Here is a 24,194-nt window from a genome sequence, read left to right as displayed (position 1 = left end):
TCGAGTATGCGTACCAGGTATGGCGCCGGCAACCGAGGTCATGAATCCGGGGTCAGGTGTCGGGCCGGCTCGGGTCGGCCGGCGGCTCAGTCCGGCCGCCCCGGCCAGGTCGGCACGACCGGTGTGCTGCCCGCGGTCTGCCGCCACTGGGTGGCCCGCACCGCGTACTCGATCATCGCGGTCAGCGCCGATTCGCGCTGCGGGCCCTCGGTGGCCGCCAGCAGGTCCCGCCAGACGGCGGCGCTGCGCTCCTCGACCTCGGCCGCCAGGCGCAGCGCGCTGGCCTGGTCGGTGACGGGGAAGGGCACCTCGTAGGCCGCCTGGGCCGGCACGATGTCGCTGCCGGTCGAGCGCAGGATCAACTCGTCGCGTCGCGTCCGGTGGGCGGTCTCGGCGGTGCGCGCCCGGTTGACGGCGTCACCGGTCAGCTGTGCCCCGATCAGCCCGTACGCGAAGATCGCCGCATGTTCGGCGGCCAACGCCCGGTCCCACGGGGTCATCGGAGCACCTCCAGGTGGCAGGCGCGGGCGGCGGCGATCGTCCCGAGCAGCGCGGCGCGGTCGGCGGTCGCGGCGAGGCACGCGGCGACGGCGGCGTCGCGGGCCGACTCCTCGGCGGTACGCAGCGCGGCGACGACGGTGGCGCGGTCAGGTGCCGGTGTGCCGGTGCCATCCGGGCTGACGGTGGCGCCGCCGCTGGCCACCGGGCCTTGCGCGGTGGCCGTCGGGTCCGCCGGGGACGTGGGCGTCGCCAGTTCGGTGCCGGTGACCCGGGCGAGTTCGGCTGCGTGCGCCCGATGGGTGGTGGCGATCGGTGTCAGCAGGGCATCGAGGTCGGCCACGCTGGCGGCTGCGGCCGCGTACTCGTCGGCCAGCTCGACCGTTGCGGCGAGCAACCCGGCGAGCGGGTCCGGGGCCGGTTCGGGCTCCGGGGTGCGGTCGAACAGGCCGCAGCCGGTGACCGCCGCTGGGGTGGCGGCGGCGAACATCGCGCCGGCGGCGCCCCGGAGCAGGTCCCGCCGGCTGCAGCCGGCACCGGTTCGCGCGCCCGGACGGCCGGTGGCGCGGGCACGCCGCACCGGGTGGTGGTGGGGTCTGGACACCGGGCTAGTCAACACCATCGGTGCGGCGGATGCGCCGGTACCGGCCCGATTGGGCGTCGGCCGGCCGCCGGCTCGAACCCTGTCGCGGGCAGGCGGCGTGTCGTAGCGGTGTGGCGACGCTCGGTGTCGACGGCCGCCTGTGGTGCCCGGTGGTCGACCCACGCGTCGCCCCGGGTGGTTTCGTCGGTGCGCCGGGCGGTCGATCCCTTCGGGGGCGCGTTACGCTCTGCCCAGCCCCGGATGAACCGCATCCGGCGATGCCGCCGCAGTGGTGACGGCGCATGTCGAAGACGATAACGGTGGAAGGGTGCGGAGATGACACAGCGTGACCGTGCCGGTGGCAGGTCACCCGGTTCCCGCTCCCGTCGGCCTGCCGCCGCGACCCGCTCCCGTCCCGAGGGCGGCCCGCGCCCCCGGGTCGAGCCGGTCGTGCGGCGCGACCGCCTGCGCGCGGTGATCGAGCCGGTGGTCGTGGCCGCCGGCTTCGACCTCGAGGACGTGTCGGTGTCCCGGGCGGGGCGTCGCCACCTGGTCCGGGTGATCGTCGACGCGGACGGCGGCGTCGGTCTGGACGCGGTGGCGGAGGTCTCCCGGTCGATCTCGGCGGCTCTCGACGAGGCCGAGTCCACCGCCGGCGCGGATCTGGTCGTCGGTGAGTACCAACTCGAGGTCAGCTCGCCCGGGGTGGACCGTCCGCTGCGGTTGCCCCGGCACTGGCGGCGCAACGTCGGCCGGCTGGTCCGGGTGAGCGCGGCCCAGCGTCAGGTGACCGGCCGGGTCGTCGCCGCCGACGACGCCTCGGTCAGCCTGGACGTGGACGGATCGGTGCGGCAGTGGCCGTACGCGGATCTCGGCCCCGGCCGGGTCCAGGTGGAGTTCCACCGCCTTGACGAGGTCGTCGACGACGACCTCGCGGATTTCGACGACGACCTGGCGGATTTCGACGGCTCGACCGACGACGAAGTGGAGGACGAGGAGAGGTGAACATCGACCTCGCGGCGCTGCGCGCACTGGAGCGCGAGCGGGAGATCCCGTTCGACACGATTCTCGCGGCGATCGAGGCCGCGCTGCTGACCGCGTACCGGCACACCGAAGGCGCCCAGGCCCAGGCCCGGGTCGAGATCGACCGCAAGAGCGGCATGGCGCTGGTGTACGCCCAGGAGGTCGGCGACGACGGCGTGGTGGTTCGGGAGTGGGACGACACCCCGCACGACTTCGGGCGGATCGCGGCGATGACCGCCAAGCAGGTGATCCTGCAGCGGCTGCGGGAGGCCACCGACGAGGTGCACTTCGGCGAGTACGCCGGACGTGACGGTGACCTGGTCACCGGGATCGTCCAGGCCCACGAGGCGCGGACCGAGAAGGGGATCGTCACCGTCGACCTCGGCAAGCTGGAGGCGGTGCTGCCGGCACCCGAGCAGGTGCCGGGGGAGAGCTACCCGCACGGACAGCGGCTCCGGTGTGTGGTGGTACATGTCGCCAAGGGCTTCCGTGGTCCGCAGATCACGCTGTCCCGGTCGCACCCGAACCTGGTGAAGAAGCTCTTCGCCCTGGAGGTGCCGGAGATCGCCGACGGCACCGTGGAGATCGCCGCGATCGCCCGCGAGGCCGGTCACCGTACCAAGATCGCGGTACGGTCGACGACGCCCGGCGTGAACGCCAAGGGCGCCTGCATCGGGCCGATGGGTCAGCGGGTCCGGGCGGTGATGAGTGAACTGCACGGCGAGAAGATCGACATCATCGACTGGTCGGACGACCCGGCGACGTTCGTGGGCAACGCCCTGTCTCCGGCGAAGGCGCTACGGGTCGAGGTGGTCGATCTGGCCAGCCGTACTGCCCGGGTGACGGTGCCGGACTTCCAGTTGTCGCTGGCCATCGGCCGGGAGGGGCAGAATGCCCGCCTTGCTGCCCGGTTGACCGGTTGGCGGATCGACATTCGCCCGGATACCGAGGCGGCGCCCGCCGGACGCGACCCTGCTCCGGAACCGGGCGGCGCGGTCTCTGGCGCGGCGGGGTAGACTTTCTTCGTGGTACGACGTGCGTCGCCGGAGCGCACCTGTGTGGGCTGTCGGCGACGTGCACCGGTTCACGAGCTACTACGGTTCGTCGTGGTGGGGGGCGAGAACGAGTTGCGCCTGCGACCCGATCCGATCCGTGGTCTGCCGGGGCGAGGTGCGCACCTGCATCCCGATCCGGCGTGTCTGCAGCTGGCACAGCGGCGTCGCGCTTTCGGGCGGGCGTTGCGCGTCACCGGTGTCGTGGACTCCGGTGAGCTGGCTGAGCACATTCGCGCGTCAACCGCTACGTCCGGTCATCCGGCCGGACGAGGGTCGCACAGCAAGGTAGGACGACCGACATGAGCACACGATGAAGTCCCAGCAATGATCAGGCTTCAAGTGCACGAGTGAGGTCGCTGCGGGTGCTGCCCGCACGACCTCGGAGTGAGGAGTGCAGTGGCAGGCAAGGCCCGCGTACACGAGCTCGCCAAGGAGCTCGGGGTCGAGAGTAAGACCGTTCTCGCCAAGCTCAAGGAGATGGGCGAGTTCGTGAAATCCGCGTCGAGCACGGTGGAGGCACCGGTCGCCCGACGCCTCCGTGGTGCGTTCGCGGCATCCGCCCAGTCGTCGACCTCGGCACCGGCCCCGTCGGCCGCGCCGTCGACGGGTGGCACCGAACCCAGGATCTCCGCCAAGCCGGCTCCGCCGCGTCGACCGGCCGCCCCGTCGTCGATGCGGCCCAAGGGCCCGGTCCCCGGACCGCCGCCGTCGGCGGCACCGGTGGCCAAACCGGCCAGCGCCCACGACATCGAGGTGGCCGCCGCCGAGGCGCGGGCCGCCGCGCTCAAGGCCGAGCAGGAGGCGAACGTCAAGGCCGCCCAGCAGGCGGCGAAGCAGCGCGACACCACCCGTCGGGACGCCCCGCCGGAGGGTGGCCCACGGCCCAAGCCCGGTCCGGGCTCGGTGCCGCCACGGCCGGGCAGCCCGGCCGCGGGCCGGTCGACCGGTGGCCGTCCGCCCGCACCCGGTGCGCCGTCGGCGACGCCGGGTCGTCCGGGCGCCCGCCCGCCGGCCCGCAGCGGCGGCAACAACCCGTTCGGCATCACCCAGGGCGGCGGGCAGCGGCCTGCCGCCGGTAGTGGCGGTCCCCGACCCAATCCGGCGTCGATGCCGCCCCGGCCGAGCCCAGCCTCGATGCCGCCCCGGCCGAGCCCGGCGTCGATGCCGGCGCAGCGGCCGGGTCGACCCGGTGGTCCCGGCGGTGCCGGGCGTCCGGGTGGTCCCGGCGGTGCCGGTCGCGGTGGCGGCGGCGGTGGTTTCCGTGGCGGTCCCGGTGGCGGTGGCGGCGGCGGTGGTTTCCGTGGCGGTCCCGGTGGCGGTGGCGGCGGCGGTGGTTTCCGTGGCGGTCCCGGTGGCGGTGGCGGCGCGGGTGCCGGCGGTGGTTACCGCCCCGGCGCGCCAGCCGGTGGCGGCGGTCGGCCCGGTGGCGGCGGCCGTGGCCGTGGTGGCGGTACGGCCGGTGCGTTCGGTCGGCCCGGTGGCCGTCCCACCCGTGGTCGCAAGTCCAAGAAGCAGCGCAGACAGGAGTTCGACAACCTGTCGGCACCGACCATGAGCTCGGGTGCACCACGCGGCCAGGGCCAGGTCGTCCGGCTGTCGCGGGGCGCGTCGCTGTCGGACTTCGCAGACAAGATCAACGCGAACCCGGGTTCGCTGGTCCAGGAGATGTTCAACCTGGGCGAGATGGTCACCGCGACGCAGTCCTGCTCGGACGAGACCCTGCAGTTGCTGGGTGAGCACCTCGGGTTCGACATCCAGATCGTCAGCCCGGAGGACGAGGACCGCGAGCTGCTGGCGCAGTTCAACATCGACCTCGACGCCGAGGTCGCGTCGGACCGGCTGGTCAGCCGGCCGCCGGTGGTGACCGTGATGGGCCACGTCGACCACGGTAAGACCAAGCTGCTCGACGCCATCCGCAAGACCAAGATGGTCGAGGGTGAGGCGGGCGGCATCACCCAGCACATCGGTGCGTACCAGGTGCAGGTCCCGCACGACGGGGTCGACCGGGCGTTGACCTTCATCGACACCCCGGGCCACGAGGCGTTCACCGCCATGCGTGCCCGTGGTGCCCAGGTCACCGACATCGTGGTGCTGGTGGTCGCGGCCGACGACGGCGTCATGCCGCAGACCATCGAGGCGCTCAACCACGCCAAGGCGGCGGACGTGCCGATCGTGGTCGCGGTCAACAAGGTCGACAAGCCCGAGGCCAACCCGGACAAGGTCCGCCAGCAGCTGACCGAGTACGGCCTCGTCGCCGAGGAGTACGGCGGCGAGACCATGTTCGTCAACGTGGCGGCCAAGCCCGGGATCGGCATCGACGACCTGCTGGAGGCGGTCCTGCTGACCGCCGACGCCGCGTTGGAGCTGACCGCCCCGATCGACGGTCCCGCGCAGGGCATCGCGATCGAGGCCCACCTGGACAAGGGCCGTGGTGCGGTGGCCACCGTGCTGGTGCAGAAGGGCACCCTGCGCACCGGTGACTCGATCGTCGCCGGTGGGGCGCACGGCCGGGTCCGGGCGATGCTCGACGAGAACGGCCAGCAGGTCTCCGAGGCCGGGCCGGCCCGTCCGGTGCTGGTGCTCGGTCTGACCGCGGTGCCCAGCGCCGGCGACACCTTCCTCGCCGCGCAGGACGACCGTACGGTGCGGCAGATCGCCGAGCAGCGGCAGGCACGCCGCCGGGCGGCGAGCTTCGCCAACTCGCGCGGTCGGGCCACGTTGGAGACGCTCATGGAGCAGATCAAGGAGGGCGAGAAGACCTCGCTCAACCTGATCCTCAAGGGCGACGTCTCCGGCTCGGTCGAGGCACTGGAGGACGCGCTGTTCAAGCTCGACATCCCGGACGAGGTCCAACTGCGGATCCTGGACCGGGGCGTGGGTGCGATCACCGAGAGCAACGTGATGCTCGCGAGCGCGTCCGCCGAAGCGGCGACGATCATCGGCTTCAACGTCCGGGCCTCCAACAAGGTCCGGGAGATCGCCGAGCGCGAAGGCGTGGAGATCCGGTACTACACCGTCATCTACCAGGCCATCGAGGAGATCGACGCAGCGCTCAAGGGCCTGCTCAAGCCGGAGTTCGAGGAGGTCGAGCTGGGCAGCGCGGAGATCCGCGACGTGTTCCGTTCGTCCAAGATCGGCAACATCGCCGGCTGCATGGTCCGGTCCGGCGTCATCCGCCGCAACGCCAAGGCCCGCCTGCTGCGCGACGGGGCGGTGGTCGCGGACAACGTCACGATCAGCTCGCTGAAGCGCTTCAAGGACGACGCGACCGAGGTCCGGGAGGGCTTCGAGTGTGGTCTGACCCTGGGTAACTACAACAACATCCAGGTCGGCGACGTCATCGAGACCTTCGAGATGCGGGAGAAGGCTCGCGCCTGACCCGCTGAGGTGACACAGCGACCCGACGGGCGGTCGGGACCGGCGCAGCTGCGCCGGTCCCGACCGCCCGTCGGTCGTCGTCGGCGGCGTGGTCAGGCGTATCCTGCGGGACGATGTTCACCGGAACCGCACTCTTCGACATGTTGCTGCCCGGCGACTCCCAGTCGCTGAAGGCCAAACGCTCCTACGTTCGCCCGATCGTCGCCGCGCTGCGCCGGTTCGAGGTGTCGGCGGCCGAGGTCGGTGCGCTCGACCGGCACGGCCGCGCCGAGATCGCGGTCGCGGTGGTCGCCGCCGACGCGGCACACGTCCGCGAGGTGCTCGACAACTGCGAGCGGACGGTGGCCGGCCGGCCCGAGATCGAACTGCTCTCCGTACGCCGTCGCCTCTACGGTGTCGACGACTGAGCGCCGCACCTGGCACAGGTAGGGTCGAGACGTTGACGGACTGCGCGGAGGTAGCAAGATGACGGATCCAGCCCGGGTACGCCGGCACGCCGAGCGCGTGCGCGAGCTGGTGGCTTCGGTGGTGCGTACCCAGATCAAGGACCCTCGGCTCGGGATGATCACGATCACCGACGCGCGGATCACCGCCGACCTGCGCGACGCGACGGTGTTCTACACCGTGCTCGGCGACGCTGCGGCCGAGGCCGGTACGAAGGCGGCGTTGGACAGCGCGAACGGCCTGCTGCGCAGCACGGTCGGCAAGGCGCTGGGGCTGCGCCACTCGCCGACGCTCACCTTCGTCCTGGACAACGTCCAGGAGCACGCCAAGCACATCGACGACCTGCTGGCGGCGGCCCGTAACGCGGACGCCGAGGTGCAGCGTCTGGCGGCGAACGCCCGGTACGCCGGGGACGCCCAGCCGTACCGCGAGGACGCCGACGAGGACGACGACGAGGCCGAGGCCGATGAGGACGACGATGCCGCGCCGGCCTCGGCCGACGGGGTGGATCCGGGGCGGCGGGCGCGATGATCAGCGTTCCCTCGCCGGCCGGTCCGCTGACCGACCGGGTGTCGGGGCCGACCGAGGACGAGTGGGCGGCCGCCGTGGCGGCGATCGAGGCGGTGCCGGCCGGTGGCCGGGTGCTGCTGCTGTGCCACGTGAACCCGGACGGCGACGCCCTCGGCAGCATGCTCGGGTTCGGCCTCGGGCTGTGCCGGCTGGGCGGCCGCCAGGTCCAGGCCGCCTACCCCGGGGGGCAACAGTTGCCGCCGGCGCTGCACGGCATGCCCGGCGCCCACCTGCTGGTCGCGCCGCACGAGGTGTGGTCCGATCCGGACCTGGTGCTCTGCTTCGACGTGGCCAGTGCCTCCCGGCTGGGCACGCTGGCCGACCGGATGTCGGCACCGACGTCGATCGTCGTGGACCACCACGCCTCCAACACCCGGTTCGGCGGCATCCATCTGGTGGATCCGGGTGCCGCCGCGACCTCGGTGGTGGTGCAGGGTCTGCTCGACCGACTCGGCGTACCGCTGGACGTGCAGATCGCGGAGTGCCTGTACATCGCGTTGGTCACCGACACCGGCTCGTTCCGGTTCGAGATGACCACCCCGGCCGTGCACGAACTGGCCGCCCGGTTGCTGGCCACCGGGGTCGCACCCGCGCAGATCGCCCGGCGGGTCTTCGACAGCCGTCCCTTCGGCGCGGTCCGGCTGTTCGGGGCGGTGCTGCAGCGCAGCGTTCTGGAGCCGACGGCTGCCGGCGGGCGGGGGCTCGTCTGGACCTACGCCACGCTGGCCGATCTGGAGACCTACGATCAGCAGCCGTACGTCTTGGAGGCGCTGATCGATTCGGTCCGCTGTACCGTCGAGGCCGACGTGAGCTGCGTGCTCAAGCAGGTCGCCGAGGCCACCTGGGCGGTGTCGATGCGCAGCAAGGGCGGGGTGGACGTGAGCCGGGTCGCGGTCGCGCTCGGCGGCGGCGGGCACCGGCTCGCGGCCGGTTTCACCGGCGTCGGCGCGGCACCGGACGTGATCCAGGCGATCCGCGCCGAACTGGACTGATCCGTACCGGTCGCGGGGTCGCGCGCGACGTCGCCTCGATCGGTGCCCGGACGGTCGGCGGGCGCGGCGGCCCGACCTGCTTCACTCGCCGTGAGCTGGCGGGGACAATCGGATGATGGAACAGCCGTCTGAGCTTGCCGCGGACGTGCCGCGGACGTGGGACCGGCCGGTGGTCTCGATGCCGGTCATCGCCGTGCTGTCGCTGGTCGGCGGGCAACTGCCGTCATTTTCGACGGCGGCCAATCTCTACACCATCGGTACCGGCGGCGCGTTGATCTGGATCGGCCTGTCCAGCAGGGTGCCCCGGCGGCCGTCACCGCGCCGTCTCGGCGACGGCGCCGTCTGGTGGGTGCTGCCGGTCGCGGTCTTCACCGTCTTCGAGTCGGCGACCTTCGCGCTCGGCTCGACCGAGGACTTTCCGACCTTCTCGAAGCTGGCCGACCCGGTGCTGGAGGCCCCGCTCGCCCGCAGCGCGGGATACTTCGCCTGGCTCGCCGCGTTCTGGGCGTTGGTGCGTCGATGAGCATGGCCCGCATCGTCGTGGTCGGCGGTTTCGTGCTGGCCGTCGCCCTGTTCGTGGCGGTGGAGGTGCTCGCCCGCCGGCCGGGCTCGCGCATCCCGTCGTTCGGTGACGTCTGTGCCTACGTCATGCAGTACGAGGTGGGCAAGGTACCGGTCGGGCGCCTCGGGGTGCTCGGCTTCTGGTGGTGGGTCGGGTGGCACTTCTTCGCCAGGTGATCGACGGACGGCGATGCAATTCTTCCACATCATGGGAACGGTGGGCAGGATGTGGACCTGAACGATAGCTTGGGTGTGGCGCTGGCCACACCTGCCCGCGTTCTGCTCGCCTGGTCGCGACCCGGAGATCCCGGCTCTGTCGCTGTTGGCGTCCCGTGTCCACTATGCGAGAAGGTCGTGTCGCCATGCCCAGCAAGCCCAAGCCCGAGACCACCGACGACGCCCGGGAGCAGGCCCGCCGGGCACTGCAGATGTCGATGGACACCCGCCAGTAGCAGGCTGCTCGCGTCGTAAGTGACGTAGGCAACAGCGGTCCTTACTGATCGGCTGCGATGCTCTGCGTCGATGACCAGTGCCCGTGGGCCGGGGACCGCCCCGCGCCAGGTGTCCCACCGGCGGATCGCGCACCTCGCGCTGCCCGCCCTGGTGGTGCTCGCCGCTGAGCCGCTGTACGTCCTGGTCGACACGGCCGTGGTCGGCCGCCTCGGTGCCACCGCGCTCGCCGCAGTCGCCGTCGGTGGCACCGTCATGTCCGTCGCCGCCTGGCTCGGTACCGTCGCGGCCTACGGCACCACCGGCCGGGCCGCCCGCCGGTTCGGTGCCGGTGACGCCTCGGCGGCCCAGGCCGAAGGTGTCCAGGCATCCTGGCTGGCGTTCGCCGTCGGGGTGGCACTCGCCGTCGCCGCGCAGTTCGCCGCCGGCCCGGTCACCGCCGGACTCGCCGGCCCGGGCAGCCCGGTCGCCGACGCCGCCGCCCAGTGGCTGCGGATCGCGGCCTGGGGCGCGCCCGGTCTGCTGCTGGCCGCCGCCGGCAACGGGTGGATGCGCGGGGTCCAGGACACCCGCCGCCCCCTGCGGTACGTCCTGGTGGCCAACGGGATCTCCGCCGTACTCTGCCCGCTGCTGGTCTACCCGGCCGGCCTCGGCCTGGTCGGCTCAGCGGTCGCGAACGTGGTCGCGCAGACCCTCGGTGGCGCGCTGTTCGTGCGTGCCCTGATCCGGACCGGCGTACCGCTGCGCCCCCGGCCGCAGCACCTGCTGACGCACCTGGCCGTCGGCCGCGACCTGCTGATCCGGGGCGCGGCGTTCCAGGCGAGCTTCCTGTCCGCGACCGCCGTGGCGGCCCGGTACGGCACCGCCCCGGTCGCCGCCCACCAGATCGCCATCCAGCTCTGGTTCTTCACCGCGCTGGCGATGGACGCCCTCGCGATCGCCGGGCAGTCGCTGATCGGCGCCGCGCTCGGTGCCGGTGACGCGGTGGGTGCCCGGCTGCTCGCCCGCCGCCTGGTCTGGCTCGGTGCCGGCGCCGGAGTCGTGTTCGCGGCGGTGTTCACCCTCGGCGCCCCGGTGGTCCCCGGCTGGTTCAGCCCGGATCCGGCCGTGCACGACCAGGCCATGCTGGTCTGGCCGTGGTTCGTGGCGCTGCAACCGGTCGCCGGTGTGGTCTTCGCTCTCGACGGGGTGTTCATCGGCGCCGGTGACCTGCGCTATCTGCGGAACCTGACGATCGGAGCGGCCCTCGGCGGCTTCCTACCGGCGATCTGGGCCAGCTACGCGTTGCAGCTGGGCCTGGCCGGCATCTGGGCCGGGCTCGGTCTGTTCATGCTCGTGCGGCTGGTCGGGTTGGTCGCCCGGCTGCGGTCACCGCGCTGGGCAGTGCTCGGCGTGCCGGTGGACCGGACCTGATCGCCGTGGCGCGGTGGGATCTGGCAGGCTTGGCAGTCGTGAGTACGCACGGACTGATCGTGGTCGACAAGCCGGCCGGGATGACCTCGCACGACGTCGTCGCCCGGATCCGGCGGCTGGCCGGGACCCGACGGGTCGGCCACGGCGGCACCCTGGACCCGATGGCGACCGGAGTGCTGATCGTGGCGGTGAACCGGGCCACCCGGCTGCTGACCTATGTGATCGGCGCGGGGAAGAGTTACACCGCCACGATCCGACTGGGCGTGTCGACGACGACCGACGACGCCGAGGGCGAGGTCACCGCCCGCACAGCGGTGACCGACGTCACCCCGGAGCGGATCCGGGCCGGCCTTGCCGCGCTGACCGGCGAGATCGACCAGGTGCCGAGCGCGGTCAGCGCCATCAAGGTCGACGGGCAGCGGGCGTACAAGCGGGTCCGCGCTGGCGAGGACGTGGCGCTGGCCGCCCGTCGGGTGACCGTCTCCCGGCTGGACCCGTTGGCCGTACGGCCCGACGACGACCGCCACGTCGACGTCGACGTGGCGGTGGACTGCTCGTCCGGCACCTACATTCGGGCGATCGCCCGTGACCTCGGTACGGCGCTGGGGGTCGGTGGACATCTCACCGCGCTGCGCCGCACCGCCGTCGGCGGCTTCGCCCTCGCCGAGGCGGCGACCCTGGCCGAGCTGGAGCAGCAGGCCCCGGACGTGGTGCGGCTGCCGTTGGCCGCCGCCGCCGACCGGATCCTGCCCCGGCGGGAGGTGGGCGCCGACGAGGCGCGGGTGCTCGGGCACGGCGGCCCGATCCCGCCGGTCGGTCAGCCGGGTCCGTACGCGGTCTTCGACCCGGCCGGTGAGCTGCTGGCGGTGGTCTCCGAACGGGGCGGTCGGGCCCGCGCGGAGATCGTGCTGGCCCCGGCGTGACAGCATCGGTGCGGCCGGTGGCCCCGGTCGGCGCAGCCCTTACGACAGACACGTGGCACCACAGGCGGGAGGCACAATGCAGCGGTGGCGGGGCGTGACGGCGGCCAGTGGTGGCTTGGGGCGGTCGGTGGTAACCATCGGCGTGTTCGACGGCATCCACCAGGGACATCAGGCGATCATCGGGCACACCGTCAAACGCGCCCGTGACCTCGGCATCCAGTCCGTGGTGGTCACCTTCGACCCGCATCCGGCCGAGGTCGTCCGACCGGGCAGCCACCCGGCGGTGCTGACCGGCCCGGCGCGCAAGGCCGAGTTGATCGAGGCGCTCGGCGTCGACGTGCTCTGCGTCCTGCCGTTCACCATGGAGTTCTCCCGGCTGACCGCCGAGCAGTTCGTCCACGACCTGCTGGTCGAGCAGTTGCACGCGGCGGTGGTCGTGGTGGGGGAGAACTTCCGGTTCGGTCACCGGGCGACCGGTGACGTGGCGCTGCTGGAGCAGCTCGGCCGGACCTTCGGGTTCGCGGTCGAGGGCGCGGGTCTGGTCAGTGACAACGGGACGATCTTCTCGTCGACGTACATCCGGGCCTGTATCGACGCGGGTGACGTAACCGCAGCGGCCGCCGCGCTGGGACGCCCGCACCGGCTCGAAGGCGTGGTGGTGCGCGGTGACCGGCGGGGCCGTGAGATCGGTTTCCCCACCGCGAACCTGCTCACCCCGCAACACGTGGCGGTGCCGGCCGACGGCATCTACGCGGCCCGCCTGGTCCGCTCCGACGGCCCGGTACGCCCCGACGGGCTCAGCGGGGGAGGCCCAGGGCTGCCGGCGGCGGCCTCGATCGGCACCAACCCCACCTTCGCCGGCCGCGACCGACGGGTCGAGGCCTTCATCCTCGACTTCGACGGCGACATCTACGGCGAGCAGGTGGCGATCGACTTCGTGGCCCGGCTGCGGGAGACCCGTCGCTACGACGGCGTCGGCCCGCTGGTCGCCCAGATGAACGCCGACGTCGCCCAGGTGCGGGCGGTTCTCGGCGCCTGAACGCGACGCCTGACGACCCGGCCGGGGCGACCCACCGTGGCCTTGCGATCCCGCGCGGCGACCTGCTGGTAGCCTGAACCCGGCGTCGGAACACCGACGTGTCGTCTCGCGTGCCTGCACGACGCCGCGGGTGCGAGGCGAGGGACACCCCCACACAGATCAGGGAGACCATGGCGCTCGATCAGGAAGCCAAGCGCAAGATCCGCGAAGAGTACGCCACCGCCGAGGCGGACACCGGTTCGCCGGAGGTCCAGGTCGCGGTGCTGACCAAGCGGATCGCCGACCTCACCGGGCACCTCAAGGTGCACAAGCACGACCACCACAGCCGTCGTGGTCTGTTGCTGCTGGTCGGTCGGCGTCGCCGGCTGCTCAACTACATGCAGAAGAAGGACATCAACCGCTACCGGTCGCTGATCGAGCGACTCGGCCTGCGGCGGTGACGTGACGGCGCGGCGGCACCGGTGACGGTGCCGCCGCGCCGCACCACCACCCGACACCGGGCCACCACGACCCACCCGTTGACGGGAGCCGGTCAACGTACCGGTCCTCGGTAGTGGCCCCCGGGCCAGCCGGCACCGCCGGCTCCCCCGGGCGCTTCGATCGAAGACCGGCCGGTTGAGCAGCTCCCCGAGGTCGTGGCCCACGACGCGTAAAGGAGCGCGACATCACCATGACCGAGCAGAACACTCTCGGCACCCAACGCAGTACCGCAGTGATCGACAACGGGTCCTTCGGCACCCGCGAGGTCACCTTCTCCACCGGCCGGTTGGCCCGTCAGGCCGCCGGTTCGGTGATCGCCCAGCTGGGCGACACCGTGGTGCTCTCCGCCACCACGGCGAGCAAGCAGCCGCGTGAGCATCTCGACTTCTTCCCGCTCACCGTCGACGTCGAGGAGCGGATGTACGCCGCGGGCCGGATCCCCGGCTCGTTCTTCCGCCGCGAGGGCCGGCCCAGCGAGGAGGCGATCCTCACCTGCCGGCTGATCGACCGGCCGCTGCGGCCGACCTTCGCCAAGGGCCTGCGCAACGAGGTCCAGGTCGTCGAGACCGTGCTCGCCCTCGACCCGGCCCACCCGTACGACGTCGTCGCGATCAACGCGGCGTCGATGTCCACCAAGCTCTCCGGCCTGCCGTTCTCCGGGCCGATCGGCGCGACCCGGATCGCCCACGTGGACGGTCAGTGGGTGTCCTTCCCGACCCTCGACGAGCTGGCCCGCGCCACCTTCGACATGGTCGTCGCCGGCCGGGCCCTGCCCGACGGCGACGTCGCGATCATGATGGTCGAGGCGGAGGCCACGCCGCAGGCGGTCGGTCTGATCGCCGGTGGCGCCAGCGCGCCGACCGAGGAGGTCGTCGCCAGCGGGCTGGAGGCGGCCAAGCCGACCATCCGGGAGCTGTGCCGGGCGCAGAGTGAGCTGGCCGAGGTCGCGGCGAAGCCGATCGCCGAGTTCCCGGTCTTCCTGGACTACGCCGACGACGTCTACGAGGCGGTCGTGACCGCCGGCCGCGACGAGGTCGCCGAGGCGCTGAAGATCGCCTCCAAGGCCGAGCGCGAGGACGCCCTCGACCGGATCAAGGAGAAGGTCGCCGGCGAGCTCGCCGAGCGGTTCGAGGGACGCGAGAAGGAGCTCGGCGCGGCCTTCCGGTCGCTGACCAAGTCCGAGGTGCGCGCCCGGGTGCTCCGCGAGCAGGTCCGCATCGACGGCCGCGGCCCGCGCGACATCCGGCCGCTGACCGCCGAGGTCGGGGTGCTGCCCCGGGTGCACGGCTCGGCGCTGTTCGAGCGTGGCGAGACCCAGATCCTCGGCGTCAGCACGCTCAACATGCTCCGGCTGGAGCAGACGCTGGACACCCTCTCCCCGGAGAAGTCCAAGCGCTACATGCACAACTACAACTTCCCGCCGTACTCCACCGGGGAGACCGGCCGGGTCGGTTCGCCGAAGCGGCGCGAGATCGGCCACGGCGCGCTCGCCGAGCGGGCCCTGGTGCCGGTGCTGCCGACCCGGGAGGAGTTCCCGTACGCGATCCGCCAGGTCTCCGAGGCGCTGGGCTCCAACGGCTCGACCAGCATGGGCTCGGTCTGCGCCTCGACGCTGGCTCTGCTGTCGGCCGGTGTGCCGCTGAAGGCCCCGGTGGCCGGCATCGCGATGGGGCTCATCTCCGACGAGGTCGACGGGCAGACCCGCTACGTCACGCTGACCGACATCCTCGGAGCCGAGGACGCCTTCGGTGACATGGACTTCAAGGTCGCCGGCACGCCCGAGTTCGTCACCGCGCTGCAGCTCGACACCAAGCTCGACGGCATCCCGTCGGACGTGCTGGCCGGTGCGCTGCAGCAGGCCCGCGAGGCCCGACTGGCCATCCTCGAGGTGATGCGCCAGGCGATCGAGGGCCCGGCCGCGATGAGCGAGCACGCGCCCCGGGTCACCACGGTGAAAATCCCGGTCGACAAGATCGGCATGGTGATCGGCCCGAAGGGCCAGACCATCAACGCGATCCAGGACGAGACCGGCGCGGACATCTCCATCGAGGACGACGGCACCATCTACGTCGGCGCCACCAACGGGCCGTCGGCCGAAGCCGCCGTCGAGCGGATCAACGCGATCGCCAACCCGACGCTGCCGAAGGTCGGCGACAAGTTCCTCGGTACGGTCGTCAAGACCGCCGCGTTCGGCGCCTTCATCTCGCTGCTGCCCGGCCGTGACGGCCTGCTGCACATCTCCAAGGTGGGCGACGGCAAGCGGGTCGAGCGGGTGGAGGACCACCTCAACGTCGGCGACAAGGTCGAGGTGTCCATCGCCGACATCGACGCCCGGGGCAAGATCTACCTGGACAAGGTCCGCCCGGAGGGTGCCGAGGCACCGGCCGCCGAAGGTGGTGCCGAGGCCGCTGACGGCGGCGACCGGCCCGGCGGTCGGGACCGGGGCGACCGTGGGCCACGCGACCGGGGCGACCGCGAGCGGGGCGACCGTGGCCCGAGCCGGGGCGACGGTGACGGCGGGGAGCCGCGTCGCCGCCGCAACCGGCACAGCTGACGCCGGCCGGCATGGCTCGGACCGCACCGGTCACCGGCCGGGGCAGGTCCCGGCCGGTGACCCGGACACTCACCACCGACCCGTTGGGCGGCACGGTACGCCGTACCGTGCTGCCCAACGGGCTGCGGGTGGTCACCGAGGCGATCCCGGCGATGCGCAGCGTCTCCTTCGGAGTGTGGGTCGGCGTCGGATCCCGCGACGAGACGCCCGCCCGATCCGGTGCCTCGCACTTCCTGGAACACCTGCTGTTCAAGGGCACCCACCGGCGTACCGCCTGGGAGATCTCCTCGGCGATCGAGGCGGTCGGCGGCGAGACCAACGCCTTCACCGCCAAGGAGTACACCTGCTACTACGCCCGGGTGCTCGACGAGGACCTGCCACTGGCCATCGACGTCGTCTGTGACCTGGTCGCCAACTCGGTGATCGATCCGGCCGACGTGGAGACCGAACGCGGCGTGATCCTCGAAGAGATCGCGATGCACGACGACGAACCCGACGACGAGGTCCACGACCTGCACGCCGAGGCGGTCTTCGGGTCGCACCCGCTCGGCCGGCTGATCTCCGGCACCGAGGCGACCATCTCGGCGCTGACCCGCCGGCAGATCAACGACTTCTACCGTCGCCGCTACACCCCGGGGGCGATGGTCATCGCCGCCGCCGGGAACCTCGACCACCGTACGGTGGTCCGCCAGGTCCGGGCCGCGCTGCGGGGCAGCCCGCTCGACGCCGAACGGCCCGGCCAGCCGGATCCGCCCCGGGCGGCGACCCCGGCGGTACGGACCCGGCCGCCCCGGGTGGTCCTGCGGCACAAGGAGACCGAGCAGGCCCACCTGGTGCTCGGCGGTTCCGGGATCCACCGCACCGACGATCGGCGGTTCGCCCTCGGCGTACTGAACAACGTCCTCGGCGGTGGCATGTCGAGTCGGCTGTTCCAGGAGGTCCGGGAGCGGCGCGGGCTGGCCTACTCGGTCTACTCCTACGCCAGCCAGTACGCCGACGCCGGCACGTTCGCCGTCTACGCCGGCTGCGCGCCGACCCGCCTCGACGAGGTGCTGGCCCTGGTCCGCGCCGAGCTGGCGGCGATGGCCGCGCACGGAATCACCCCGGACGAACTCGCCCGGGGCAAGGGCATGAGCCGGGGCGGCTACGTGCTGGGGCTGGAGGACACCGGTTCCCGGATGGGGCGGCTGGCAAAGGGTGAGCTGCTCTACGGCGAACAGCTGCCGGTGGACCACCTGCTCCAGCGGGTCGCGGCGGTGACCGTCGAACAGGTCGCCGCGGTCGCCGCGGACCTGCTCACCCGGCCGATGTCGCTGGCGGTCATCGGCCCGGTGGAGTCGGCGACGCTGTCCGGACCGTGACGCGCCGGGTGGGATAGGTTGTGCCGGTGAGCGAAGATGGTGCGAATGTGACCATGGTGCCGGCGGCTACCGCCGGCGCCGGCCGGGCGGTCGGGGCACCGGTCCGGGTCGGTGTGCTCGGCGCCCGGGGCCGGATGGGTCTGGAGGTCTGCCGGGCGGTCGACACCGCCGACGGACTCGACCTCGTCGCCACGATCGACCAGGGCGATCCGATCGCCGACGCGGCCGCCGCCGAGGTGGTCGTCGACTTCACCAACCCCGACGCGGTGCTCGACAACCTGCGCTGGTGCATCGACCGGGGCATCCACGTGGTCGTCGGGACCAGCGGGTTCACCGACGCCCGACTCGACGAGGTCCGGTCCTGGCTGACCCGGGCCCCCGAGGTCGGCGTGGTGATCGCCCCCAACTTCGGCATCGGCGCGGTGCTGATGATGCAGTTCGCCGCCAAAGCTGCCCGGTACTTCGAGTCGGTCGAGATCATCGAGCAGCACCACCCGGCGAAGGTCGACGCGCCGAGTGGCACCGCCGGGCACACCGCCCGGGTGATCGCGGCGGCGCGGGCGGCCGCCGGTTCGGGGCCGATGCCGGACGCGACCACCGCCGAGGTGCCGGGTGCCCGGGGCGCGTCGATCGACGGCATCCGGGTGCATTCGGTACGGGCCGCCGGACTGGTCGCCCACCAGGAGGTGCTGTTCGGCACGGCGGGGGAGACCCTGACCATCCGGCACGACTCGTACGACCGGGCGTCGTTCATGCCGGGCGTGCTGCTGGCGGTACGGGAAGTGACGCGACGCCCCGGGCTGACCGTCGGCCTGGACAGCCTGCTCGACTGAGCCCGCCGACCGTCAGCTCACTCGCCAGCGGGCGGCGGGTCGGCCTGGTCGGGTGTGTCGGCCTGTTCCGGTGCTTCCGGTGGGATCGCCACGTGCAGCCGCAACTGCGGCACCAGCATGTCGGCCACGTCCAGTGCCCGGGTCGCCCCGTCCGGCTCCCAGCCGGCCGAGCCGAGGAACGCGCGGGTCGCCGGATCCCGCTCGTACGCCCACGCGACAGCGGTGTCGAAGCCGTCGCCGCGCCACAGGTCGACGGCGGCGGCGAGCAGCCGGCTGCCGTGCCCGCGTCGCCCCCAGCGCGGCTCGACGAGCAGGTCGGTGACGGCGGCGACCCCGTCGCCGAGCGCCTCGGCCGGCTCCTGCGGGGCCAGGGCCTGCTCGTCGACCGGGCCGGAGGCGGTGAAGCCCACCAGATACGATTGCTCGGCCTGCTCGACGGCGACCAGCACCCGGTGTCGCGGCGACGGCGGGCTGGTGATCGCGGCATCCCACTGCTGCGCCAGCCAGCCCTCGTCCACCTCGTCGAGCACCTGCCGGGGCAGTAGCCGACGGTAGGCGACCCGCCAGGTGGCCAACTGGAGGCGGGCGATCTCACCAGCGTCGCCCGGTCGGGCAGGACGGACATATCCGAGCGCCATGACTGGTCAGCGTACGGACAGGGGGACGGCCATGCCGCAGCGGGCCACCGGGGGTACCGGCCGGCAGGTGGCGATCGTCGTCGCCTGCGTGGTCGTCGTCGCCGGCTTCCTCGCCGTCGCCGCCGAGCGGCACGGCTTCTTCGACCTGAAGGTCTACTACGGCGCGATGCACCACTGGCTGCGCGACGGCGGCGAACTCTACGACCACATGAAGCCGTTCAGCCAGTACGGGTTCACGTACCCGCCGTTCGCCGCGTTCGTGATGTCGCCGATGGCACTGCTGCCGTGGCACCTGGCGATCGTGGTCAGCGTGAAGCTCGCCGTGGTGACCAGCGCGCTGCTGCTGTGGTGGCTGGTGGACCCGATCTCCCGCCGCGAGGGCTGGACCCGCTGGTTCGCCTTCGCGCTCGCTGTCTGCCTGGTGGCCGCGTACGAGCCGATGCGGGAGACGGTCAACTTCGGCCAGGTCAACACGGTGCTGCTGTTCCTGGTCGCGGCCGACCTGCTCTGGTTGGTGGCGGCCGGGTCGCCGGTGCCGCAGCGGTGGCGCTGGCTCGCCGGCGTCGGGGTCGGGCTGGCGACGGCGATCAAACTCACGCCCGGCATCTTCATCGTCTACCTGCTGGTCACCCGCCGCTTCCGGGCCGCGTTCACCGCCGCCGCCACGGCGACCGTGGCGACCCTGTTCGCGGCGGCGTTCGCCCCGGACGCCTCCCGGGAGTTCTGGACGCAGGCGCTGTGGAACACCGACCGGGTCGGTGCGTTGGACTTCGTCTCGAACCAGTCGCTGCGGGGGGTCGTCGCCCGGATCGACCCGCTGCACCCGAGTACGGTCGCCTGGTTGGCGTTGGTGCTGGTGACGGTGCTCTGGTGGGCGTGGCGCTGCCGCCGCGCGGTCGTCGCCGGGGACGAGGCGACCGGGCTGGCGCTGACCGGTGTGGTCGGCTGCCTGGTCAGCCCGGTCACCTGGGTGCACCACCTGGTGTGGCTGCTGCCGGCGCTGATCCTGCTGGTGGACAACGCGCTGGCGGCACCGGCGCGGTCCCGGCGGCGGCGGGCGTTGCTCGGCTTCGCCGTGGCCGGCTACCTGGTGCTGATCAGCCGGTTCGTCTGGATCTGGCGTAATCAGGATGCCGCGGATCTGCTGGGCTTCCTGGGCAGCAACGCCTATGTCTGGATCAGTATCGGGCTGCTGCTGGTGCTGCCGGTGCGGCAGTTGGACCGCTCCGCGACCTGGCCGCAGCCGGCCGCCGGTCGAGGGATCACATCGAGGTGAGGCTGACGCACGTCAAGACGCGCGAAGATGACGTGCGTCAGCCTCACCTCGATGTTGCGCGCGGGTCATCGTGCGGCGGTGTCGGTGCTTGGGCTGGTCGGGTGCGGCTGCCGCCACATCGGCCACAGCGGCGTTCCGTTGTGCGGCAATGCCAGTGGGTGTCGGATGGTGGGCCGGTAGCCGTGGCGCAGGTAGAGGTCGCGGGCGGCAGGGCTGGTCGCGACCAGGTAGCTGGCGATGTCGGCGTTGTCGCAGATCCGGTGGCGGTGCCGCAGCAGGTCGCGAGCTGGAGTAACCGGTCGCAGTGATGGCTGGTGATCCGCCACAGCCGGGCCGTCTGCCGACACCCGGGCCAGGCGCGGCACGTCGTATACCCCGGCCCGCCGCACTCGCACCGCGCCGGCCGGTCTGGTCGGGCCGGCGGTCGTGGTCACCGCCGGCTCCGTCCGTCGGCGGCGGCAAGATGCCGCATCAGCTCGTCGACCCCCGGCGGTACGGGTGTGAGCAGCTGCCGCAGCTGCCGGCGGGCGGTCGACGTGTCCGCGCCGAGGACGTAGCCGCCGAGTCCGGTCGCCAGACAGAGTCGGGCCAACGCGCTGTCGTGCGCGCTGAGGCGGGTGCGGCGGCGTACCCGCATCGTCAACCGCGCCCACGGCCAGGCCGCGACGTTCGTGTCCACCGGCGGGTACGCGGTCTCCCGACGCCACCAGCGGCGGACCGTGCGCGGCCGGACCACCCCGGCGACCGTGAGCCGGTCGGCGACACTGCGGTAGGCGTGCCCGGCGAGCCGGTCGATCCAGGCGGCCGGCGGGTGCGGCGCGTCAGTGTCGATCCAGCGCAGCACCGTCCGCCCCCACGCGTCGACGGCACCCGGCGCGGCCGTACCGGTGACGAGGTTGCCGGTCGCGGCGACCGTGACCGCGCCGACGAAGGCTAGGTCGGCGAGCATCGCGGCGGCCAGCCCCCGCCCGACGGTCCGGTCCGGCGCGCGCAGCGCGCCGGTCACGTCGTCGTGGGCGATCAGGAACAGTTCGTCGGCGAGCCAGCCGGTCGGCGGCAGCGGTACGGCCGGCTCCGCCAGCGCCGCCGGTGCCGCTGCGGGCGTGGTGGTGGACCAGCCGCGGGTGCAGGTGCGGTAGACGGTCACCGGGCGGCCCGCCTCGTCCAGGCCAGGAACCGGGTGAACAGCTCCCCCGGCGTCGCCTCGGCCGGCAGGTCGGCGATCGCCTCCACCATCCGCTCGGCCGCGTACATGCTGCGCGAGATCGGGTCCAGGTTCGCGGTCAATTCGGCGCGGGCGTACTCGCACGGCCAGTCGACCTGTGGCCCGCACCCCGAACAGGACCAGACCGGCCGTACGGGCACGTGCAGCACGTCGTCGCGGCCGGTCACCGGTGCTGCACCCCGGCCTGGTTGCGGTGCCGCCGCCCGCGCGGGCTTGACTGCGGTGGCGGTGGCGTGGTGGTGCCCCAGGTCCGGTCGATCGGGGCGGTGCAGTCCGGGCAGGTCAACGTCTGCCCGCACACCGGACACCACCGGTGCCGACACCGGCACAACACGAACCCACCCACCACGCCAACGAGCAGACCGACCACGGCTGCAAACAAAACCCACAACGCTCCTCCAAAGGCCACTTGATCGATTTGCGTACAGCGGTTTCAGCTGCAGCACGGGCGAGCGCCACGGCGTCAGGTGTGCGAGGTGATTGATCAACGACATGATGGCCCGCCTATGTCAGACCCACACTGGACGATGCCGATCCAAACTTGCAGGGGTAATCTGTCGCCTGGAGGCTGTAGGCAGCGATGGGCGACAGCGGGGAGGCCGCGATGGCACCACAGCCAGGAGATACCGACGAGAGTTACCCGGCCCACTTCGGTCGTGCGCTGCGGGCGCGCCGGATCGGTCGGGGGTGGTCACTTCGCGATCTTGGTGAACGGATACGATTTAATCGCGGCTACATTGGGAAGGTAGAACAAGGCGAGAAGTTTCCTGAACGGCAGTTCGCTGAGCTTGCGGACCGGGAATTGGGCGCTGATGGCTCCCTGGTGGCAGCGTGGAAAGACACGGCCGAGGAGCGAAAAAAGGATCTGGCGACCGGACGGATGCTGACCGCCTCAACCAGAGACTCGCTGAAGATGATCGCTTCCGTGGAAGAGTCCATGGATCTGGCCGATCTCGAACGAGCCACGACCCGGCTTTCGATTGCCTACCTCGGCACCGCGCCGGCGCCGATGCTGCGTTCCGCTGTGGAGCTACGGAGTGACGTCCTGCGCCGCCTACGAAGCCGCCAGTACCGGCCGAATGAACTGGCCGACCTGTATCAGATAGCTGGCCGCCTTCAAGGCATTCTCGCATACTCTGCTCTCGACCTCGGAGAGTCGGCGGTAGCCATGACACATGCGGATGCAGCGATGATCTGCGCCGAGAATTCGGGCGATCGCGAGCTTCGGGCCTGGGTGCGGGGAACCCAGAGTCTCATAGCCAGATTCGATGACGACTACAGTCGAGCTCTCGCGTCCGTCACCGACGGGCTCGCGCACTCCACCGCCAGCGCGAGTAGGTTGCGCCTGCTGTGCGGGTACGCCCAGTGCAAGGCGAACCTTGGGGACTCAGCCGGCAGCAACCGAGCCCTCGACCAGGTGCAACACGAGCGGGAGAAGTTGATCCCGAGGGCATCGGAACGCGGAATTTTCGGCTTCAGTGAAGCCAAGCAGCACTATTATGCCGGCAGTAGCCTGATCTGGCTGGATGAAGCTTCCGATGCAGATCGGGCAGTCCGGGAAGCTTCTGAGGCAATTCGGCTTTGGGAGAATGGATCTGAGGAGAATCGATCGTTGGACGACGAAGCACTGGCGCGCGTTTATCAGGGAACCGCCTACCTGAAGGTCGGCAAGCTGGATGAGGCTGCGGCCGCCGTTCGCCCGGTGCTCGATCTTCCGCCGGAGCGCCGCATCTCGTGGATTCACAAACGTATCGGGCGCATGGTCGACATACTCGGGAACAAGCGATTCGCCGGCACCCGGAAGGCCGATCAGTTGCGGGCTGAGATCCGTGCCTTCGCTGAAGCCGGGTAACATTCGATGATGGCAGGCGATCCTTCATCGGGGGGCGGCTTTCCGATCGCCGGTCAGCCGGCCAGGGCGAGGATCCGGTCGCCGGTGATCCGGGCCAGGTAGCGCAGCTCGTCGAGCCCGACCGGGGTCTGCCCCGGTGACCGGGGCACCTGGTAGACGCTGCGGTGCCCGTCGGGGCGCAGCCCGGCCGACTCGTAGAAGCGCCGGCCACGCTGGTTGCCGTCGAGCACCCACAGCCGCATGGCCCGCCAGCCCTGGCCGGTCAGCCCGGCGATCGAGGCGGCGAGCAGGGTGCGGCCGATCCCGGTGCCCCAGCGGGTCGGGTCGACGTACATGCTGACGATCTCGCCGTACGTCGGGTCGACGTTGTCCCGGTCCTGGTCGATCCGGTACGGGCCGTAGGTGCTGAACCCGACGATCTGTCCGCCGTCGGTGGCGACCAGGGTGCGGAACGGCTGCTCCGGGTCGGCGGTGCCGACGTCGCGGCGGCGTTGGGCCCAGGCGGCGACGTTGAGGCGGTCGAGGACGTCGGCGGGGACCAGTCCGGCGTAGCCGGCCTGCCACGCGCGGACGTGGACGGCTGCGATGGCCTCGGCGTCGTCCGGGGTCTCCTGCCTGACTTCTGGCATATGGGCTTTCTATCCTGATTCGCCCCGGACGTCCAGCAGCGCTGTCGGGTGTCGCCTCCGGGTGGCCGGTGCCGTCGGCCGTAGGGACCAGGCCGTCGCCGGTGCCGGTCGGGTCACGGCAGCACCGCCCGGATGATCACGATGGCGACGAAGACCACGATGAAGGACAGGTCGATGGCGGCCCCGCCGACCCGTACCGGCGGCAGCACCCGGCGGACCGGGGCCAGGACCGGCTCGGTCAGCGTGTGCAACGCGACGGTCGCCCGGGAGCGCAGCGAGTCGCGGGCGCTCGGCCCGGCCAGCACCGTGCTCCAGTCGAGGATCGCGCGGCCGATGAGCAGCAGTTGGAAGATCAGCAGCAGCAGGCTCAGCAGAGCGAACAGGGGACCCATCGGGGCAGACCTCCAGTGCCAGGCG

General features: G+C 71.9%; 26 protein-coding genes. 18 read left to right on the top strand and 8 right to left on the bottom strand.

The window, feature by feature from the left end; translation table 11 throughout:
- Window positions 1-86 precede the first annotated feature (86 nt).
- Both O7608_RS26425 and O7608_RS26420 read right to left on the bottom strand, forming a co-directional pair.
- Window positions 87-500, bottom strand: a complete 414-nt coding sequence (locus O7608_RS26425) for a ferritin-like domain-containing protein (protein WP_289207142.1) — start codon at window positions 498-500, stop codon at window positions 87-89.
- The gene (locus O7608_RS26420; protein ID WP_289207141.1) at window positions 497-1,102 is read right to left on the bottom strand and encodes a hypothetical protein; all 606 of its coding nucleotides are present in this window, start codon (window positions 1,100-1,102) and stop codon (window positions 497-499) included. Before O7608_RS26420 ends, O7608_RS26425 begins: the two co-directional genes overlap by 4 nt.
- A gap of 315 nt (window positions 1,103-1,417) precedes the next feature.
- Here O7608_RS26420 and rimP point away from each other — a divergent pair, with 315 nt between their 5' ends.
- From rimP to dapB, 16 genes are all read left to right on the top strand, one after another.
- Window positions 1,418-2,086, top strand: a complete 669-nt coding sequence (gene rimP, locus O7608_RS26415) for a ribosome maturation factor RimP (protein WP_289207140.1) — start codon at window positions 1,418-1,420, stop codon at window positions 2,084-2,086.
- Complete coding sequence (gene nusA, locus O7608_RS26410) at window positions 2,083-3,120, top strand: transcription termination factor NusA (RefSeq protein ID WP_289207139.1); 1,038 nt, start codon at window positions 2,083-2,085, stop codon at window positions 3,118-3,120. Before rimP ends, nusA begins: the two co-directional genes overlap by 4 nt.
- Before the next feature lie 9 nt (window positions 3,121-3,129).
- Window positions 3,130-3,462 carry a YlxR family protein gene (locus tag O7608_RS26405; RefSeq protein ID WP_353850466.1) on the top strand — a complete coding sequence of 111 codons (333 nt, stop codon included), beginning with the start codon at window positions 3,130-3,132 and terminating at the stop codon, window positions 3,460-3,462.
- 93 nt (window positions 3,463-3,555) lie between these two features.
- Window positions 3,556-6,537 carry a translation initiation factor IF-2 gene (infB, locus tag O7608_RS26400; RefSeq protein WP_289207137.1) on the top strand — a complete coding sequence of 994 codons (2,982 nt, stop codon included), beginning with the start codon at window positions 3,556-3,558 and terminating at the stop codon, window positions 6,535-6,537.
- Between the two features lie 113 nt (window positions 6,538-6,650).
- The gene (locus tag O7608_RS26395; protein ID WP_289207136.1) at window positions 6,651-6,944 is read left to right on the top strand and encodes a DUF503 domain-containing protein; all 294 of its coding nucleotides are present in this window, start codon (window positions 6,651-6,653) and stop codon (window positions 6,942-6,944) included.
- 58 nt (window positions 6,945-7,002) lie between these two features.
- Window positions 7,003-7,512: a 30S ribosome-binding factor RbfA gene (gene rbfA / locus O7608_RS26390; protein WP_289207135.1), complete on the top strand. Its 510-nt coding sequence runs from the start codon at window positions 7,003-7,005 to the stop codon at window positions 7,510-7,512.
- 26 nt (window positions 7,513-7,538) lie between these two features.
- On the top strand, window positions 7,539-8,543 hold the full coding sequence (locus O7608_RS26385) for a DHH family phosphoesterase (RefSeq protein WP_421361289.1): 1,005 nt from the start codon (window positions 7,539-7,541) through the stop codon (window positions 8,541-8,543).
- 115 nt (window positions 8,544-8,658) lie between these two features.
- The gene (locus O7608_RS26380; RefSeq protein ID WP_289207133.1) at window positions 8,659-9,066 is read left to right on the top strand and encodes a hypothetical protein; all 408 of its coding nucleotides are present in this window, start codon (window positions 8,659-8,661) and stop codon (window positions 9,064-9,066) included.
- A 2-nt stretch (window positions 9,067-9,068) separates the two neighbouring features.
- Window positions 9,069-9,281, top strand: a complete 213-nt coding sequence (locus tag O7608_RS26375) for a DUF6186 family protein (RefSeq protein ID WP_289211044.1) — start codon at window positions 9,069-9,071, stop codon at window positions 9,279-9,281.
- 345 nt (window positions 9,282-9,626) lie between these two features.
- Complete coding sequence (locus O7608_RS26370; RefSeq protein ID WP_289207132.1) at window positions 9,627-10,967, top strand: MATE family efflux transporter; 1,341 nt, start codon at window positions 9,627-9,629, stop codon at window positions 10,965-10,967.
- Between the two features lie 80 nt (window positions 10,968-11,047).
- Window positions 11,048-11,890 (top strand): tRNA pseudouridine(55) synthase TruB, encoded by an 843-nt coding sequence (gene truB / locus O7608_RS26365; protein WP_421361287.1) that lies wholly within the window; start codon window positions 11,048-11,050, stop codon window positions 11,888-11,890.
- 76 nt (window positions 11,891-11,966) lie between these two features.
- Window positions 11,967-12,929 carry a bifunctional riboflavin kinase/FAD synthetase gene (locus O7608_RS26360; protein ID WP_289207131.1) on the top strand — a complete coding sequence of 321 codons (963 nt, stop codon included), beginning with the start codon at window positions 11,967-11,969 and terminating at the stop codon, window positions 12,927-12,929.
- Between the two features lie 170 nt (window positions 12,930-13,099).
- A complete protein-coding gene (gene rpsO, locus O7608_RS26355; RefSeq protein WP_278117399.1) occupies window positions 13,100-13,369 on the top strand; it encodes a 30S ribosomal protein S15 in 270 nt (89 codons plus the stop codon).
- A 230-nt stretch (window positions 13,370-13,599) separates the two neighbouring features.
- Window positions 13,600-15,963 carry a polyribonucleotide nucleotidyltransferase gene (locus tag O7608_RS26350; RefSeq protein WP_289207130.1) on the top strand — a complete coding sequence of 788 codons (2,364 nt, stop codon included), beginning with the start codon at window positions 13,600-13,602 and terminating at the stop codon, window positions 15,961-15,963.
- An 11-nt stretch (window positions 15,964-15,974) separates the two neighbouring features.
- On the top strand, window positions 15,975-17,324 hold the full coding sequence (locus O7608_RS26345; RefSeq protein WP_289207129.1) for a M16 family metallopeptidase: 1,350 nt from the start codon (window positions 15,975-15,977) through the stop codon (window positions 17,322-17,324).
- A 53-nt stretch (window positions 17,325-17,377) separates the two neighbouring features.
- Window positions 17,378-18,157: a 4-hydroxy-tetrahydrodipicolinate reductase gene (dapB, locus tag O7608_RS26340; RefSeq protein ID WP_289211042.1), complete on the top strand. Its 780-nt coding sequence runs from the start codon at window positions 17,378-17,380 to the stop codon at window positions 18,155-18,157.
- A 17-nt stretch (window positions 18,158-18,174) separates the two neighbouring features.
- On the opposite strand, the gene O7608_RS26335 is transcribed toward dapB, so the two are convergent.
- Window positions 18,175-18,795, bottom strand: a complete 621-nt coding sequence (locus O7608_RS26335) for a GNAT family N-acetyltransferase (RefSeq protein ID WP_289207128.1) — start codon at window positions 18,793-18,795, stop codon at window positions 18,175-18,177.
- A gap of 31 nt (window positions 18,796-18,826) precedes the next feature.
- On the opposite strand from O7608_RS26335, the gene O7608_RS26330 reads away from it, so the two are divergent.
- The gene (locus tag O7608_RS26330) at window positions 18,827-20,071 is read left to right on the top strand and encodes a glycosyltransferase 87 family protein (RefSeq protein ID WP_289207127.1); all 1,245 of its coding nucleotides are present in this window, start codon (window positions 18,827-18,829) and stop codon (window positions 20,069-20,071) included.
- Window positions 20,072-20,136: 65 nt separating this feature from the next.
- Here O7608_RS26330 and O7608_RS26325 read toward each other — a convergent pair whose 3' ends face one another.
- Genes O7608_RS26325 through O7608_RS26315 form a run of 3 tightly spaced genes read right to left on the bottom strand, consistent with a single transcriptional unit; the run spans window position 20,137 to window position 21,595 of the window.
- On the bottom strand, window positions 20,137-20,505 hold the full coding sequence (locus O7608_RS26325) for a hypothetical protein (RefSeq protein WP_289207126.1): 369 nt from the start codon (window positions 20,503-20,505) through the stop codon (window positions 20,137-20,139).
- The gene (locus tag O7608_RS26320; protein WP_289207125.1) at window positions 20,502-21,218 is read right to left on the bottom strand and encodes a GOLPH3/VPS74 family protein; all 717 of its coding nucleotides are present in this window, start codon (window positions 21,216-21,218) and stop codon (window positions 20,502-20,504) included. The genes O7608_RS26325 and O7608_RS26320 overlap by 4 nt, the downstream gene beginning before the upstream one ends.
- The gene (locus O7608_RS26315) at window positions 21,215-21,595 is read right to left on the bottom strand and encodes a hypothetical protein (protein WP_289207124.1); all 381 of its coding nucleotides are present in this window, start codon (window positions 21,593-21,595) and stop codon (window positions 21,215-21,217) included. Before O7608_RS26315 ends, O7608_RS26320 begins: the two co-directional genes overlap by 4 nt.
- Window positions 21,596-21,900: 305 nt before the next feature.
- Here O7608_RS26315 and O7608_RS26310 point away from each other — a divergent pair, with 305 nt between their 5' ends.
- Entirely contained in the window at window positions 21,901-23,148 is a 1,248-nt protein-coding gene (locus O7608_RS26310; RefSeq protein ID WP_289207123.1) for a helix-turn-helix domain-containing protein, read from the top strand.
- Between the two features lie 53 nt (window positions 23,149-23,201).
- On the opposite strand, the gene O7608_RS26305 is transcribed toward O7608_RS26310, so the two are convergent.
- Both O7608_RS26305 and O7608_RS26300 read right to left on the bottom strand, forming a co-directional pair.
- Window positions 23,202-23,777, bottom strand: a complete 576-nt coding sequence (locus tag O7608_RS26305; protein ID WP_289207122.1) for a GNAT family N-acetyltransferase — start codon at window positions 23,775-23,777, stop codon at window positions 23,202-23,204.
- Between the two features lie 113 nt (window positions 23,778-23,890).
- Window positions 23,891-24,169 (bottom strand): YggT family protein, encoded by a 279-nt coding sequence (locus O7608_RS26300; RefSeq protein WP_282226295.1) that lies wholly within the window; start codon window positions 24,167-24,169, stop codon window positions 23,891-23,893.
- Window positions 24,170-24,194 lie beyond the last annotated feature (25 nt).

The organism is Solwaraspora sp. WMMA2056 (genome assembly GCF_030345095.1).
Lineage (GTDB): Bacteria > Actinomycetota > Actinomycetes > Mycobacteriales > Micromonosporaceae > Micromonospora_E.
Note: the sequence above shows the minus strand (reverse complement) of the source record. Positions and strands in the feature narration are given on the sequence as shown.

Coding starts and splice junctions, on each gene's coding strand:
- truB (WP_421361287.1), top strand. CDS start 11,048: ATGACCTCGCACGACGTCGTCGCCCGGATCCGGCGGCTGGCCGGGACC.
- O7608_RS26370 (WP_289207132.1), top strand. CDS start 9,627: ATGACCAGTGCCCGTGGGCCGGGGACCGCCCCGCGCCAGGTGTCCCAC.
- O7608_RS26305 (WP_289207122.1), bottom strand. CDS start 23,777: ATGCCAGAAGTCAGGCAGGAGACCCCGGACGACGCCGAGGCCATCGCA.
- dapB (WP_289211042.1), top strand. CDS start 17,378: ATGGTGCCGGCGGCTACCGCCGGCGCCGGCCGGGCGGTCGGGGCACCG.
- O7608_RS26360 (WP_289207131.1), top strand. CDS start 11,967: ATGCAGCGGTGGCGGGGCGTGACGGCGGCCAGTGGTGGCTTGGGGCGG.
- O7608_RS26345 (WP_289207129.1), top strand. CDS start 15,975: ATGGCTCGGACCGCACCGGTCACCGGCCGGGGCAGGTCCCGGCCGGTG.
- O7608_RS26395 (WP_289207136.1), top strand. CDS start 6,651: ATGTTCACCGGAACCGCACTCTTCGACATGTTGCTGCCCGGCGACTCC.
- O7608_RS26425 (WP_289207142.1), bottom strand. CDS start 500: ATGACCCCGTGGGACCGGGCGTTGGCCGCCGAACATGCGGCGATCTTC.
- rbfA (WP_289207135.1), top strand. CDS start 7,003: ATGACGGATCCAGCCCGGGTACGCCGGCACGCCGAGCGCGTGCGCGAG.
- O7608_RS26335 (WP_289207128.1), bottom strand. CDS start 18,795: ATGGCGCTCGGATATGTCCGTCCTGCCCGACCGGGCGACGCTGGTGAG.
- O7608_RS26300 (WP_282226295.1), bottom strand. CDS start 24,169: ATGGGTCCCCTGTTCGCTCTGCTGAGCCTGCTGCTGCTGATCTTCCAA.
- O7608_RS26310 (WP_289207123.1), top strand. CDS start 21,901: ATGGCACCACAGCCAGGAGATACCGACGAGAGTTACCCGGCCCACTTC.
- rimP (WP_289207140.1), top strand. CDS start 1,418: ATGACACAGCGTGACCGTGCCGGTGGCAGGTCACCCGGTTCCCGCTCC.
- O7608_RS26350 (WP_289207130.1), top strand. CDS start 13,600: ATGACCGAGCAGAACACTCTCGGCACCCAACGCAGTACCGCAGTGATC.
- O7608_RS26375 (WP_289211044.1), top strand. CDS start 9,069: ATGGCCCGCATCGTCGTGGTCGGCGGTTTCGTGCTGGCCGTCGCCCTG.
- O7608_RS26330 (WP_289207127.1), top strand. CDS start 18,827: ATGCCGCAGCGGGCCACCGGGGGTACCGGCCGGCAGGTGGCGATCGTC.
- rpsO (WP_278117399.1), top strand. CDS start 13,100: ATGGCGCTCGATCAGGAAGCCAAGCGCAAGATCCGCGAAGAGTACGCC.
- O7608_RS26380 (WP_289207133.1), top strand. CDS start 8,659: ATGGAACAGCCGTCTGAGCTTGCCGCGGACGTGCCGCGGACGTGGGAC.